Origin of the sequence: Candidatus Accumulibacter phosphatis (assembly GCF_000024165.1) — a bacterium.
Taxonomy (GTDB): domain Bacteria; phylum Pseudomonadota; class Gammaproteobacteria; order Burkholderiales; family Rhodocyclaceae; genus Accumulibacter; species Accumulibacter phosphatis.
Genome location: NC_013194.1, coordinates 4,593,234 through 4,605,434 on the forward strand (window position 1 = coordinate 4,593,234; position 12,201 = coordinate 4,605,434).

At 63.3% G+C, this 12,201-nt stretch carries 11 protein-coding genes and 1 pseudogene; 9 read left to right on the forward strand and 3 right to left on the reverse strand.

Features of this window, described 5'->3' with window-relative positions:
* The first annotated feature begins 8 nt into the window (after positions 1–8).
* Both CAP2UW1_RS20000 and CAP2UW1_RS26245 read left to right on the forward strand, forming a co-directional pair.
* A complete protein-coding gene (locus CAP2UW1_RS20000; RefSeq protein ID WP_291912119.1) occupies positions 9–848 on the forward strand; it encodes a glycosyltransferase in 840 nt (279 codons plus the stop codon).
* Positions 849–929: 81 nt separating this feature from the next.
* Positions 930–1,190 (forward strand): annotated as a pseudogene (locus tag CAP2UW1_RS26245) (hypothetical protein); the annotation flags it as partial.
* Between the two features lie 6 nt (positions 1,191–1,196).
* Here CAP2UW1_RS26245 and CAP2UW1_RS20005 read toward each other — a convergent pair.
* A complete protein-coding gene (locus CAP2UW1_RS20005) occupies positions 1,197–1,895 on the reverse strand; it encodes a hypothetical protein (RefSeq protein ID WP_015768436.1) in 699 nt (232 codons plus the stop codon).
* A 184-nt stretch (positions 1,896–2,079) separates the two neighbouring features.
* Between CAP2UW1_RS20005 and dcd the strand changes: the two genes are divergently transcribed.
* Positions 2,080–2,646: a dCTP deaminase gene (dcd, locus tag CAP2UW1_RS20010; protein ID WP_015768437.1), complete on the forward strand. Its 567-nt coding sequence runs from the start codon at positions 2,080–2,082 to the stop codon at positions 2,644–2,646.
* Between the two features lie 119 nt (positions 2,647–2,765).
* Positions 2,766–5,003 carry an arginine/lysine/ornithine decarboxylase gene (locus CAP2UW1_RS20015; RefSeq protein WP_015768438.1) on the forward strand — a complete coding sequence of 746 codons (2,238 nt, stop codon included), beginning with the start codon at positions 2,766–2,768 and terminating at the stop codon, positions 5,001–5,003.
* Positions 5,004–5,163: 160 nt separating this feature from the next.
* Here CAP2UW1_RS20015 and CAP2UW1_RS20020 read toward each other — a convergent pair whose 3' ends face one another.
* A complete protein-coding gene (locus tag CAP2UW1_RS20020; protein WP_015768439.1) occupies positions 5,164–6,606 on the reverse strand; it encodes a hemolysin family protein in 1,443 nt (480 codons plus the stop codon).
* Positions 6,607–6,916: 310 nt separating this feature from the next.
* On the opposite strand from CAP2UW1_RS20020, the gene hisG reads away from it, so the two are divergent.
* Both hisG and hisD read left to right on the forward strand, forming a co-directional pair.
* Positions 6,917–7,561, forward strand: a complete 645-nt coding sequence (gene hisG, locus CAP2UW1_RS20025) for an ATP phosphoribosyltransferase (RefSeq protein ID WP_015768440.1) — start codon at positions 6,917–6,919, stop codon at positions 7,559–7,561.
* The gene (gene hisD, locus CAP2UW1_RS20030; RefSeq protein ID WP_015768441.1) at positions 7,558–8,871 is read left to right on the forward strand and encodes a histidinol dehydrogenase; all 1,314 of its coding nucleotides are present in this window, start codon (positions 7,558–7,560) and stop codon (positions 8,869–8,871) included. The genes hisG and hisD overlap by 4 nt, the downstream gene beginning before the upstream one ends.
* Before the next feature lie 23 nt (positions 8,872–8,894).
* Here hisD and hisC read toward each other — a convergent pair whose 3' ends face one another.
* Positions 8,895–9,983, reverse strand: coding sequence for a histidinol-phosphate transaminase (gene hisC, locus CAP2UW1_RS20035; RefSeq protein WP_015768442.1), 1,089 nt, complete (start codon positions 9,981–9,983; stop codon positions 8,895–8,897).
* A gap of 142 nt (positions 9,984–10,125) precedes the next feature.
* On the opposite strand from hisC, the gene hisB reads away from it, so the two are divergent.
* The 3 genes from hisB to hisA all read left to right on the forward strand — a co-directional run bounded on the left by hisB (position 10,126) and on the right by hisA (position 12,185).
* Entirely contained in the window at positions 10,126–10,713 is a 588-nt protein-coding gene (hisB, locus tag CAP2UW1_RS20040; protein WP_015768443.1) for an imidazoleglycerol-phosphate dehydratase HisB, read from the forward strand.
* On the forward strand, positions 10,713–11,372 hold the full coding sequence (gene hisH, locus CAP2UW1_RS20045) for an imidazole glycerol phosphate synthase subunit HisH (protein WP_015768444.1): 660 nt from the start codon (positions 10,713–10,715) through the stop codon (positions 11,370–11,372). Before hisB ends, hisH begins: the two co-directional genes overlap by 1 nt.
* Positions 11,373–11,441: 69 nt before the next feature.
* Positions 11,442–12,185 carry a 1-(5-phosphoribosyl)-5-[(5-phosphoribosylamino)methylideneamino]imidazole-4-carboxamide isomerase gene (gene hisA / locus CAP2UW1_RS20050; RefSeq protein ID WP_015768445.1) on the forward strand — a complete coding sequence of 248 codons (744 nt, stop codon included), beginning with the start codon at positions 11,442–11,444 and terminating at the stop codon, positions 12,183–12,185.
* Positions 12,186–12,201 lie beyond the last annotated feature (16 nt).

Here is a 12,201-nt window from a genome sequence, read left to right on the forward strand (position 1 = left end):
TCCCGCTCTTGCCGCGCACCTGGCTCAGAACCGCGGCCCGCACCCTGGCGCGCCAGCAGTGCAACGCGCTCGCTGCGGTCGTCGTGCCCTCGGCGCCGATGCTCGACACGCTTCGCGATTACGGCGTCAGCGTACCGCTACAGGTGATTCCCACCGGACTGCCCGAGTCGCAGTTCGCGCGTGGCGACGGCATGCGCTTTTGTGTTCGCCACGGCATCTCGCCGCGCCGCCGCGTCGTCCTTTTCGTCGGGCGCGCTGCCCATGAGAAGAACATCGACTTCCTGCTCAGCATGCTGGCGCGGGCGCGCGCGACGGACCCCGAGTTGCTGCTGGTCGTCGCCGCTGACGGACCGACGCTTCCCGACCTGCGGTCGCGCGCGATAGCGCTTGGCCTCGAAAGGCATGTGCTGTTTGTCGGCTGCCTCGATCGGAACACCGCACTGCGTGACTGCTACGCTGCGGCCGAGGTCTTCGTCTTCGCTTCACAAACCGAAACGCAGGGCCTCGTGCTGCTCGAAGCGCTGGCCAGCGGCCTGCCGGTACTGGCCATCGCGGCCCTCGGCACGCGCTCGATTGTCGATCCGGGACGCGGCGCCATCGCCGCCGCGACGACACCGGACGCCTTCGCGCAGCAACTGATCGATATGCTCGGTAACCCGCAGCGGCTTGCCGAACTCGCTGCCGAGGCCCTGCGTTTTGCCCACGAATGGGGTGCCGATCGGCCGGCGCAACAATTGGCCAGCCTGTATGGAACTCTGGTCGCTCGCCGCGCGTCGCTCGGCCCGCAGCTGGGGGAGGCGACGCCGCGTATTGAAACACGGGCGATCAAAGCGGAAGGCACACCATGAGCAAACACGCGACCCGTGTCCTGCGTCCCGGCCAGCCGGTTCGCGTCCCGACGCGGACGCTACGGCTGAGCAGGAGCCCGGGACGGGCTGACCTACGCCAACTGCGGTGACTGGGTCGATAGCTGCACCGCCGTCGTCGAACACCTCGACGGCCGGTTGGATCTGATCCGCGCGTGGCAGGCGATGCCGCTGGCCGTCCACGAGCAAGCCGCGCCGAGCCGACCGCAGCGGCAAGCGGACACGCAGTCAACCCGCTTTCGGTTTCCTGCCGGTCTTGAGGTTCTTCAGCATCAGGTAGGTCGCGCTGGGTGTCGAGGATGTTGCCGCGGATGCGTCCGTTGAGGTTTTCTACCTCCGCGATGCCCGCGAGTACGGTCGCAGCGTCCTCGTCGCTCCTCTTCTCGCTGAGTACCTGACGGCCGACTTCCCCAAGCCGTTTGTAGATACTCTCCAGCACATCAGCCGAGTACTCGACGTCAGCGCCGTAAAGGTCGAGGATGAGGTCCAGACAGCCGGAGGCGTAGCCGACCTGGCTGCGGGCGCGTTGCCCGGGCAGGCGGAATACCGGCAGATCCTCGTGGCGGTAGGTGAACAGAACAGACTGTCGATCGCTTGGCTGGGCATGCCGGCCAGTCGGCTGGCGACTTCCGCCACGTGCTTACGGTGCACCAGCGATTGGACGATCGGCTGGCGCACACCGTGCTGACTATGAAGCAGGCCTTCGTACAGCTTTTGCTTGCTCAACAATTCCTGTAGGGCTCGCTGGGAAGTGATCATGACGTCTGGAACACAGTAGCGACCCGGTCCGAGCCTGGCGCTGTGGATCGGCAGGGAATCCAGCGTATCTTCATCGACGCCGGCGGCGGTACGTTCGGCAACGAGTTCCGAGGTGCGGCGCTGAGGATCGTCGGCGTGCGCCTGCGCCATCTGCAGCAGCGTAAAGTAGAATTTGGCACGGTCGTTGGCGGCCAATGCTTCGTTGACCAGCGCCGGCAAGAGCAGCTTCGGCTCGCCGAGCGCGTCAATGATGCGCGTCTTGTCTGTCATCTTTGGTCACCCGCGGGATCAGGCCGACATGGTGCGGCGGAAATGTGACAAGCGTATGTCGGCAACCCTGACGGAACTGCGGCGCGTGGCGAACGCGTACAAGCCTGACAGCAGTTTCCTTCCGCTGCCCGGACACCGTAGAATGGGCACCTTTCCTGCACGACCGGACCTCGGATGACCAGCAATGTCCATCAAATCGGATAAGTGGATCCGCCGCATGGCGGAACAGCACGGCATGATCGATCCCTTCGAACCACGCCAGGTGCGCGAGGTCGATGGTCGACGGATCGTCTCCTACGGCACATCAAGCTACGGTTATGACATTCGCTGCTCGGACGACTTCAAGCTGTTCACCAATCTCAACTCGACGATCGTTGACCCGAAGAACTTCGACCCCAACTCTTTCGTCGAGGTGAAAGGCGATTTCTGCATCATTCCGCCCAACTCCTTTGCGTTGGCACGCACCGTCGAATACTTCCGTATTCCGCGCAGCGTGCTCACCATCTGTCTCGGCAAGAGCACCTATGCCCGCTGCGGCATCATCGTCAATGTCACGCCCTTCGAACCCGAATGGGAAGGACACGTGACGCTGGAGTTCTCGAACACGACGCCGCTGCCGGCCAAGATCTACGCCCACGAAGGCATTGCGCAGGTCCTCTTCTTCGAATCCGACGAGGAATGCGAAACCTCGTACAAGGATCGTGGCGGTAAATACCAGGGTCAGCAGGGCGTTACGCTGCCGAAGATGTGACCCATGTGCGACGACAGGAGCACCGCACGGCGACCGGCCGGCCAATCGCCACCGCTGCCGGACGTGTGGCACGGCTCCTGCTTCTGTCCCCTCACTCTTGATCTGGTACTGGATTCCCCATGCATTTCGATTTCCCGATAATCATCATCGACAAGGACTATCGTTCGGAGAACAGCGGCGGGCTGGGTGTCCGGGCGCTGGCCAAAGCCATCGAGAAAAAGGGCTTTGACGTCTTCGGAGTCACAAGTTACGGCGACATGACGTCGTTTGCGCAGCAACAGAGCCGCGCATCGGCCTTCATCCTGTCGATCGACGACGAGGACTTCCGGGACGGCAAGGGCGAGGGGACGATCGCCGGCCTGCGCGCCTTCGTCAAGGAGATTCGCTGCCGCAACGAGGACATCCCGATCTTCCTGTACGGCGAGACGCGCACCTCGCGCCACATCCCGAACGATGTGCTGCGCGAGTTGCACGGTTTCATCCACATGTTCGAGGACACCGCCGAATTCATCGGCCGCTACGTGATACGCGAAGCCAAGGCCTATCTGGAAACCCTGGCGCCTCCCTTCTTCCGCGCGCTGACGCACTATGCCGAGGATGGCTCGTATTCCTGGCACTGCCCGGGTCACTCCGGTGGCGTCGCTTTCCTGAAGAGCCCGGTCGGGCGCATGTTCCACCAGTTCTTCGGCGAGAACATGCTGCGCGCGGACGTCTGCAATGCAGTCGAGGAACTCGGGCAGTTGCTCGACCACACCGGACCGGTGGCCGCCTCGGAGCGCAACGCGGCGCGCATCTTCAATGCCGATCACCTCTTCTTCGTCACCAACGGCACGTCGACGTCGAACAAGATCGTCTGGCATTCGACCGTCGCGCCGGGTGACGTGGTCATCGTCGATCGCAACTGCCACAAGTCGGTGCTCCACTCGATCATGATGACCGGCGCCATACCGGTGTTCCTGATGCCGACGCGAAACCACTACGGAATCATCGGCCCGATCCCGAAGGAAGAATTCCGCTGGGAGAACATTCAGAAGAAGATCGCCGCGCACCCGTTCGCCCGCGCGGTGAAGGCAAAACCACGCGTCCTCACCATCACCCAGAGCACCTACGACGGCATTCTTTACAACGTCGAGGAGATCAAGGAAATGCTCGACGGCGCGATCGATACGCTGCACTTCGACGAGGCCTGGTTGCCGCACGCCGCCTTTCATGACTTTTATGGCGATTACCACGCCATCGGTGCGGATCGTCCGCGCTGCAAGGACGCCATGATCTTCTCGACGCAGTCGACGCACAAACTGCTGGCCGGCCTGTCGCAGGCGTCACAGATCCTGGTTCAGGACTCCGAAGGGCGAAAACTCGATCGCGATGTCTTCAACGAGGCTTACCTGATGCATACCTCGACGTCACCGCAATACGCGATCATCGCCTCCTGCGACGTCGCCGCAGCGATGATGGAAGCCCCGGGAGGCACGGCGCTGGTCGAGGAGTCGATTGCCGAAGCGCTCAACTTCCGCAGCACGATGCGCAAGGTCGACAAGGAGTGGGGCACCGACTGGTGGTTCAAGGTCTGGGGGCCGGACGATCTCTCGGGAGAGACGATCGAAGACCGCGCCGCATGGATCCTCAAGCCCGGCGAGCGCTGGCACGGCTTTGGCATGCTCGCCGAAGGCTTCAACATGCTCGACCCTATCAAGGCGACGATCATCACCCCGGGGCTCGATGTCGACGGCGAATTCTCCGACTGGGGAATTCCCGCGGCGATCGTCACCAAGTATCTGGCCGAGCACGGAATCATCGTCGAGAAATGTGGGCTTTATTCGTTCTTCATCATGTTCACCATCGGCATCACCAAGGGCCGCTGGAATACGATGGTCACCGAACTGCAGCAGTTCAAGGATGGCTACGATCAGAACCTGCCGCTGTGGAAGGTCATGCCGGAATTCCTCGCGAAGAATCCGCGCTACGAGCGACTGGGGCTCAAGGACCTGTGCAACCAGATCCACGGCATCTATGCCGCCAACGACGTCGCGCACCTGACCACCCGGATGTATCTCTCCGACATGGAACCGGCGATGAAGCCAACCGACGCCTTTGCCCAGATGGCGCACCGGGAGATCGACCGGGTCCCCATCGACGACCTCGAAGGGCGGATCACCAGTACGCTGCTGACCCCCTATCCGCCGGGAATCCCCTTGTTGATTCCTGGTGAGCGCTTCAACGCGACGATCGTTCGCTACCTGCAGTTTGCCCGCGATTTCAACGAACGGTTCCCGGGCTTCGAAACCGACGTTCACGGCCTGGTGAAGGCGATCGTCGACGGCAAGGCGGTCTACTCCGTGGACTGCGTTCGCTGACACGGGCGCAATCCACGGTCAACGGAAGGATCCCGGCCGGTTCCTGAAAGCGCCTGATTCCCCGACCCCAACGGAAGCGTCTGTTGCAGCACTGCGCCGTTGCCCAAACTCCGCGGCAGTGAAGCTTGGGCGACGCCCCCCGGGCTCCTTCGAGCAACGATCATGAGGAGCGTGGCCCGACGTCCGGCGCTGGGCTGGCATCCGGCGCTGAAGAGTTTTCAACCAGGCGGATGACCCCGTCCTCGCCGACTGCCGTGTCTTCAAACCTCAGCAGGGTGATCCGGTGATTGTCCATCTCGAGCACCGTCAGTTGGCCACCTTCCAGTTTCACCGTGTCCCCGACTTTCGGGACGCTGCCGAGCTTTTTGTAGAACAATCCGGCGAGGGTGACGTAGTCGTCGTCGGTCGGGAAGGGGAAGTCGATCAGCGTTTCGAGATCGGAGACGCGCATCGAGGCGTCGATCTCGTACTGGCTGCCGACCAGTTTCTTGACACGCCGCGCCTGGCGCGTGAACTCGTCCTCGTATTCGCCGACGATCTCCTCGAGGATGTCCTCGAGCGTGATTATTCCTTCGGTACCGCCGTACTCGTCGATGACGATCGCCATCTGTTGCCGGGTATGCTTGAATTCCTTGAGCAGGTCGCTCAGCGACTTGCTGTTCGGGACGATGAACGGCGCCTGTGCGAACTCGCCAACGGGGCGCCGGCTCACCTCTTCGAGCGTCTGGCCGCTGCTTTCCGCCATCACGGTCAGCAACTCCTTGATCGCGACGACCCCGGTGATGCGGTCGAGGCTCTTGTCACAGACCGGAAAGCGGGCATGCGGCACGTCGCGGAAGACCCGTAGCGCATCGGCCAGCGTGTCTTCCTGAGTCAGGGCTCGGATACGCGTCCGCGGGACCATTGCCTCGCGCACCGTGTGCTCATCGAGTTTGAACACCCCCCGAATCATCTGTGTTTCCTCGGGGTCCAGCGTGCCGTCCTTCTCGCTCGCCGAGAGGATCATGCGGATTTCCTCGACCGACATGGTGAAGTGGCTTTCCCCATGGCCTCGCAGATCCTTTTGCCCGAAGATCCAGAGCAGACCGTTCGAAGACAGCTTCATGATGTAGATCAATGGCTTGAACGTGAGGTACATGAAGTTGATGATCCAGCCGACGGCCATGCTCAACTGCTCGGCCTTGTGGAAGGCGAGAACCTTGGGCGCCAGTTCGCCGGCCACCACATGCAGGAAGGAAATGACGATGAAGGCGAAGACGTAGGACACGGTATGCGCTGTCTTGAGCAGGGCCGCGCTGTCGCCGAACATCGAAAAAATCGTGACGAAGGTCGGATCGGTCAGTGTGCTGATCGTCTCCATGCCGACGGCACCGAGACCGAGGGAGACCAGCGTGATGCCCACCTGGGTCACCGAGTAGAAGCGCTCCGGCTCGTTGTGCAGCATCTCCACGCGCGCCGCCCGCTTGTCGCCCTCCTCCGCCAATTGCCTGATCCGACTGCGCCGGGCCGATGAGATGGCGATCTCCGAGCCGACGAAAAAGGCATTGCCGGCCACGAAAACCAGGATCAGGACCAGGTTCATGTAAAGACTCATTTGTTCCATTTTTCAGTACTCCTCCGGTGTCTTCGGCGACTGCAAGAGCATGGGTGCTGCTCGGTTTCACCGCGTGCGAACGACTGGACGCCCCCCGACGTGGCCCAGCACTCAGCATACTTCTTGCTTTTCTACGAGGTTTGGACTCCGTTTGCGCCGTTGCGCGCGAATCATACGCCATTTATGCCCAAACTCTAGGGCCTCGGACAACCGTTCGCTAGCCACCAGCACCAGCCACCGGCTGCTGCCACCGCTGCGCCGGCAGCCCCGCCGACGGCATTGCGGTAGAATGCCGGCTTTGCCACGCAGGAAAAGCGCCGTGAACGGCATCACCATCGCTCTCTCGAAGGGCCGGATTTTCGAGGAAACCATGCCGCTGCTGGCGGCAGCGGGAATCACGCCGCTCGAAGATCCCGAGACCTCGCGGCGGCTGATCATCCCGACCAACCGTGACGATGTGCGTGTCGTCATCGTCCGCGCCACCGACGCACCGACCTACGTCCAATATGGCGCCGCCGATCTCGGCGTCGCCGGCAAGGACATTCTGCTCGAACATGGCAGCGACGGCCTCTACCAGCCGATCGACCTGAACATCGCCAAGTGCCGGATGATGGTCGCCGTCCCTGCCGGTTTCGACTACGCCCACGCCGTACGCCAGGGTGCACGCCTGAAGATTGCCAGCAAGTACGTCAATATCGCGCGCGAACACTTCGCCGCCAAGGGGGTGCATGTCGACCTGATCAAGCTCTATGGCTCGATGGAACTGGCGCCGCTGGCCGGTCTCGCTGACGCGATCGTCGATCTGGTGTCCACCGGCAGCACGCTGAAAGCCAACAACCTGATCGCCGTCGAGCACATCATGGACATCTCCTCGCGCCTGATCGTCAATCAGGCGGCGCTGAAACTGAAACGCGAGCTTCTCGTGCCGATTCTCGACGCCATTGCCGGCGTGGTGGAGCGATGATCAACATCAAGCGCCTGACCACGAGCGACGCCGATTTCGGCGCGCGCCTCGATGCCCTGCTGGCCTTCGAGTCTGCGCAGGACGCATCCGTCGAACAGACGGTCGCCGCCATCCTGGCGGACGTGAAGACACGCGGCGACGCCGCACTCATCGAGTACACCAGGCGTTTCGACGGCCTGCGTGCGACTTCGATGGCCGAACTGGAACTCTCGCAGAACGAACTGCAGGCGGCACTCGCCGGTCTGCCGGCAGACCAGCGGCAGGCACTCGAAGCCGCCGCCGAACGCGTGCGCAGCTACCACGAACGGCAAACGCTGGAGAGCTGGCAATATGTGGATGACGGTGCAGACGCGTGTGGGACGCTGCTTGGCCAGAAAGTGACGCCGCTCGACCGCGTCGGCCTCTATGTGCCCGGTGGCAAGGCGTCTTACCCGTCGTCGGTGCTGATGAACGCGATTCCTGCGCGCGTCGCCGGCGTCGCCGAACTGATCATGGTCGTGCCGACACCGGCCGGCGAGCACAACCCGCTGGTCCTCGCCGCTGCCGCGCTCGCCGGCGTCGATCGCGTGTTTACCATCGGCGGAGCACAGGCGGTCGCGGCGCTGGCCTACGGCACGCAGACGGTTCCCCAGGTGGACAAGATTGTTGGTCCGGGCAACGCCTACGTTGCCGCCGCCAAGCGCCGCGTCTTCGGCGTCGTCGGCATCGACATGGTCGCCGGCCCGTCGGAGATCCTCGTCATCTGCGACGGCCATACCGAGCCCGACTGGGTGGCCATGGATCTGTTCTCGCAGGCCGAGCACGACGAACTCGCGCAGTCTATCCTGATCTGTCCGGACGCTGTCTATATCGAGCGCGTCGCCGCATCCCTGGAGAAACTGTTGCCGACGATGCCGCGCCAGCAGGTGATTCGTGCCGCGCTGGAGAACCGCGGCGCGCTGATCGAGGTGCGCGACCTCGACGAAGCGTGCCGCATCGCCAACCGCATCGCCCCCGAACACCTCGAGCTGTCGCTGGCCGATGCCGACGCCTGGGTAGCGAAAATCCGCCACGCTGGCGCGATCTTCATCGGCCGCTATACCTCGGAGTCGCTCGGCGACTACTGCGCCGGGCCCAACCACGTCCTGCCGACCTCTGGCAGCGCCCGCTTCTCGTCACCGCTCGGGGTCTATGACTTCCAGAAACGGACCAGCCTGATCCGCGTCTCGCCGGCGGGTTCCCGGATCCTCGGCCGCATCGCGGCGACGCTGGCGCATGGCGAGGGCCTGCCGGCACACGCCCGCTCGGCCGAGTATCGCGTCGACGGCTGAAGCCTGAAACCTGCACTCGCCGATCAGTTCAGGATCTCGCGCAACGCCACGATCAGGAGTTCGCATTGCGCATCGGTGCCGATGGTGATGCGCAAGTGCTGGTCGATGCGCGGCAGCCGGAAATGGCGAACGATGATGCCGCGCTGACGCAGAGCGGCGGCGAGGTCGCCGGCGTCACGCTGCGGATGACGAACGAAGATGAAGTTGGCGGCCGACGGCAGAACCTCGAAAGCGAGCGACCGCAGCGCCAGACACAGCGTCTCGCGACTGTGTATCACCGCCTGCCGCGTCGTTTCGAAATGTCTTTCGTCAGCCAGAGCGGCGACGGCGCCGGCGATTGCCAGGCGGTCGAGGGGATATGAGTTGAAGCTGTTCTTGACACGCTCGAGCGCCTCGATCAGGTCAGGGTGGCCAACCGCGTAGCCGACACGCAAGCCGGCCAGCGAACGCGACTTGGACAGTGTGTGCACCACCAGCAGGTTCGGATGGCGATTGACCAGCGCTATCGCCGAGTCGGTGCCAAAGTCGCCACCGAAGTCTATGTAGGCCTCATCGACGACGACGACCGACTGGCTATGCACGGCGAGCAGGCGCTCGATCGACGCGAGGGGCAACAGACAACCGGTGGGCGCATTCGGATTCGCGAAGATGATGCCGCCGTTCGCGCCGGCGTAGTCGTCGACCTGGAGCGCGAAATTCTCGTCGAGCGGCACCGCCGTCCAGGCGACGTCGTACAAACCACAATAGACCGGGTAGAAGCTGTACGTGATGTCGGGAAAGAGAATCGGCAGTTCGTGCCTGAGCAGGGCGATGAAGACGTGCGCCAGCACCTCGTCGGAACCGTTGCCGACGAAAACCTGCTGCGGCGTGATGCCGAACCCGGCGAAGCGCGCAGCAATCGCCTCCTTGAGGCGGTCGGCATTCGGATCCGGGTAAAGCCGCAGCGCCTGGCCACCGTTCGCCAGTTCATCGGCAATCGCCGCGACGACCCGCGGTGACGGTGGATAAGGATTTTCGTTGGTGTTGAGTTTCACCAGATTCGGCAGCTTCGGCTGTTCGCCAGGGACATAAGGCGTCAGGCGGTGGACGAGGGAACTCCAGTATCGGCTCATGAAAGGCGGCTCAGGTGGGGTGCACGGGAAGCACGAGATGGTATCATGCGCGTTCGTCGGCCCGCGCGCTGCTGCCCCCGTCATCACAGCCCCCGGCCGAAGCTTTTCCAGACCCGACACGCCACCCTGCGATGGACTCTCGATGCGGCAAGCAGAAGTTTCCAGGAACACGCTAGAAACCCGGATCACCGTTCGTCTCGATGTCGATGGCAGCGGTCGGTGCCGTCTTGCCACCGGCGTACCCTTCCTCGACCACATGCTGGAACAGGTTGCACGGCACGGACTGATCGACCTGGACGTCGAAGCCAGCGGTGACCTGCACATCGACGCGCACCACACGGTGGAAGACATCGGCATCACCCTTGGGCAGGCACTGGCACGCGCACTCGGCGACAAGCAGGGACTGCGTCGCTACGGGCACGCCTATGTGCCTCTCGACGAGGCCTTGTCGCGTGTGGTCGTGGACCTCTCGGGGCGGCCAGGCCTCGACTTTCATGTCAATTTCACGCGCGCGATGATCGGTGCCTTCGATGTCGACCTGGTGCACGAGTTCTTCCAGGGTCTTGTCAATCACGCGCTGTTGACCCTGCACATCGACAATCTGCGCGGCGACAACGCCCACCACCAGGCGGAGACGGTGTTCAAGGCTTTCGGTCGCGCCCTGCGCATGGCGGTGGAGCCGGATGCACGCGCCGCCGGCAGCATCCCATCGACCAAGGGCTCTCTCTGATGTCGACAAGCGGGGCGGCGAACGCGGCTATCGTCGTCGTCGATTACGGCATGGGCAACCTGCGTTCCGTCTGGCAGGCGCTCGTGCGTGTAGCCCCTGACCGCCAGGTACTTGTCTCGGCCGATCCGGCCGTGGTCGCCAGTGCAGAACGAGTCGTCTTCCCGGGCCAGGGGGCGATGCCCGACTGCATGCACGAGATCGAGGCGCGCGGCCTGCGCGCAGCCGTCCTCGAAGCGGCGAGAAACAAGCCATTCCTCGGCATCTGCATCGGCCAGCAAATGCTCTTCGAGCACAGCGAAGAGGGCGATGTGACCGGGCTGGGAGTGATCGAGGGTGATGTCCGCCGCTTCCCGGCGGCACGGATGGTCGACGACGCCGGAAACCGGCTCAAGGTGCCGCACATGGGCTGGAACGAGGTGCGGCAAACACGCGGGCACCCCTTGTGGAAGGGCATAGCCGACGGCAGCCGCTTCTATTTCGTGCACAGCTATTTCGTCGCCCCGGTCGACGCATCCTGCGTCGTCGGCACGACGGATTATGGCCTCCCCTTTACCAGTGCGGTGGCGCGGGATAATATCTTCGCCATTCAGTGCCACCCGGAGAAAAGCGCCCTGGCCGGGCTTGCCATGCTGGGCAACTTTGTCGCCTGGAAACCGTGATCGACCACCCGAGTCCTGATCGTTTCATTCTGATCGTTTCAATTTCTCACTTCTGCCTTCGCCTCCAACATGCTGATCATTCCCGCGATTGACCTGAAACAGGGACAGTGCGTCCGCCTCAAACAGGGTCTCATGGACCAGGTAACCATCTTCTCCAGTTCGCCCGGAGAGCAGGCGAGCCACTGGCTGGCGCAGGGAGCGCGCCGCCTGCATGTGGTCGATCTCGACGGCGCCTTTGCCGGCAAGCCGAAGAACGAGCGGGCGATCAAGGAGATCGTGCAGGCCGTCGGCGACGACATTCCGGTGCAGCTCGGCGGCGGCATCCGCGACCTGGACACGATCGAACGCTGTCTCGACGACGGCGTCAGTTACGTGATCATCGGTACGGCGGCAGTCAAGAATCCCGGTTTCCTGCACGACGCCTGCGGCGCTTTTCCCGGCCACATCATCGTCGGCCTCGATGCCCGGGACGGCAAGGTGGCCGTCGACGGCTGGTCGAAGATGACCGGGCACGACGTTGTCGACCTGGCCAGGAAGTACGAGGACTACGGGGTCGAAGCCATCGTGTATACCGACATCGGGCGCGACGGGATGCTCTCGGGGATCAACATCGAGGCCACGGTGAAGCTTGCCCAAGCGCTTCTGATTCCGGTGATTGCCAGCGGCGGCCTGTCGAGTCTCGATGACATCCGGCACCTTTGCGCCGTCGAACAGGAGGGCATCAGCGCGGCGATCGCCGGCCGTGCGATCTACGATGGCTCGCTCGACTTTGCGCTGGCGCAGGCCGAGGCCGACCGTGCAACGCAGCGATGAGCGCTGCCGACGGCCA

Coding starts and splice junctions, on each gene's coding strand:
- hisA (WP_015768445.1), top strand. CDS start 11,442: ATGCTGATCATTCCCGCGATTGACCTGAAACAGGGACAGTGCGTCCGC.
- CAP2UW1_RS20015 (WP_015768438.1), top strand. CDS start 2,766: ATGCATTTCGATTTCCCGATAATCATCATCGACAAGGACTATCGTTCG.
- dcd (WP_015768437.1), top strand. CDS start 2,080: ATGTCCATCAAATCGGATAAGTGGATCCGCCGCATGGCGGAACAGCAC.
- CAP2UW1_RS20020 (WP_015768439.1), bottom strand. CDS start 6,606: ATGGAACAAATGAGTCTTTACATGAACCTGGTCCTGATCCTGGTTTTC.
- hisC (WP_015768442.1), bottom strand. CDS start 9,983: ATGAGCCGATACTGGAGTTCCCTCGTCCACCGCCTGACGCCTTATGTC.
- hisH (WP_015768444.1), top strand. CDS start 10,713: ATGTCGACAAGCGGGGCGGCGAACGCGGCTATCGTCGTCGTCGATTAC.
- hisD (WP_015768441.1), top strand. CDS start 7,558: ATGATCAACATCAAGCGCCTGACCACGAGCGACGCCGATTTCGGCGCG.
- CAP2UW1_RS20005 (WP_015768436.1), bottom strand. CDS start 1,895: ATGACAGACAAGACGCGCATCATTGACGCGCTCGGCGAGCCGAAGCTG.
- hisB (WP_015768443.1), top strand. CDS start 10,126: ATGCGGCAAGCAGAAGTTTCCAGGAACACGCTAGAAACCCGGATCACC.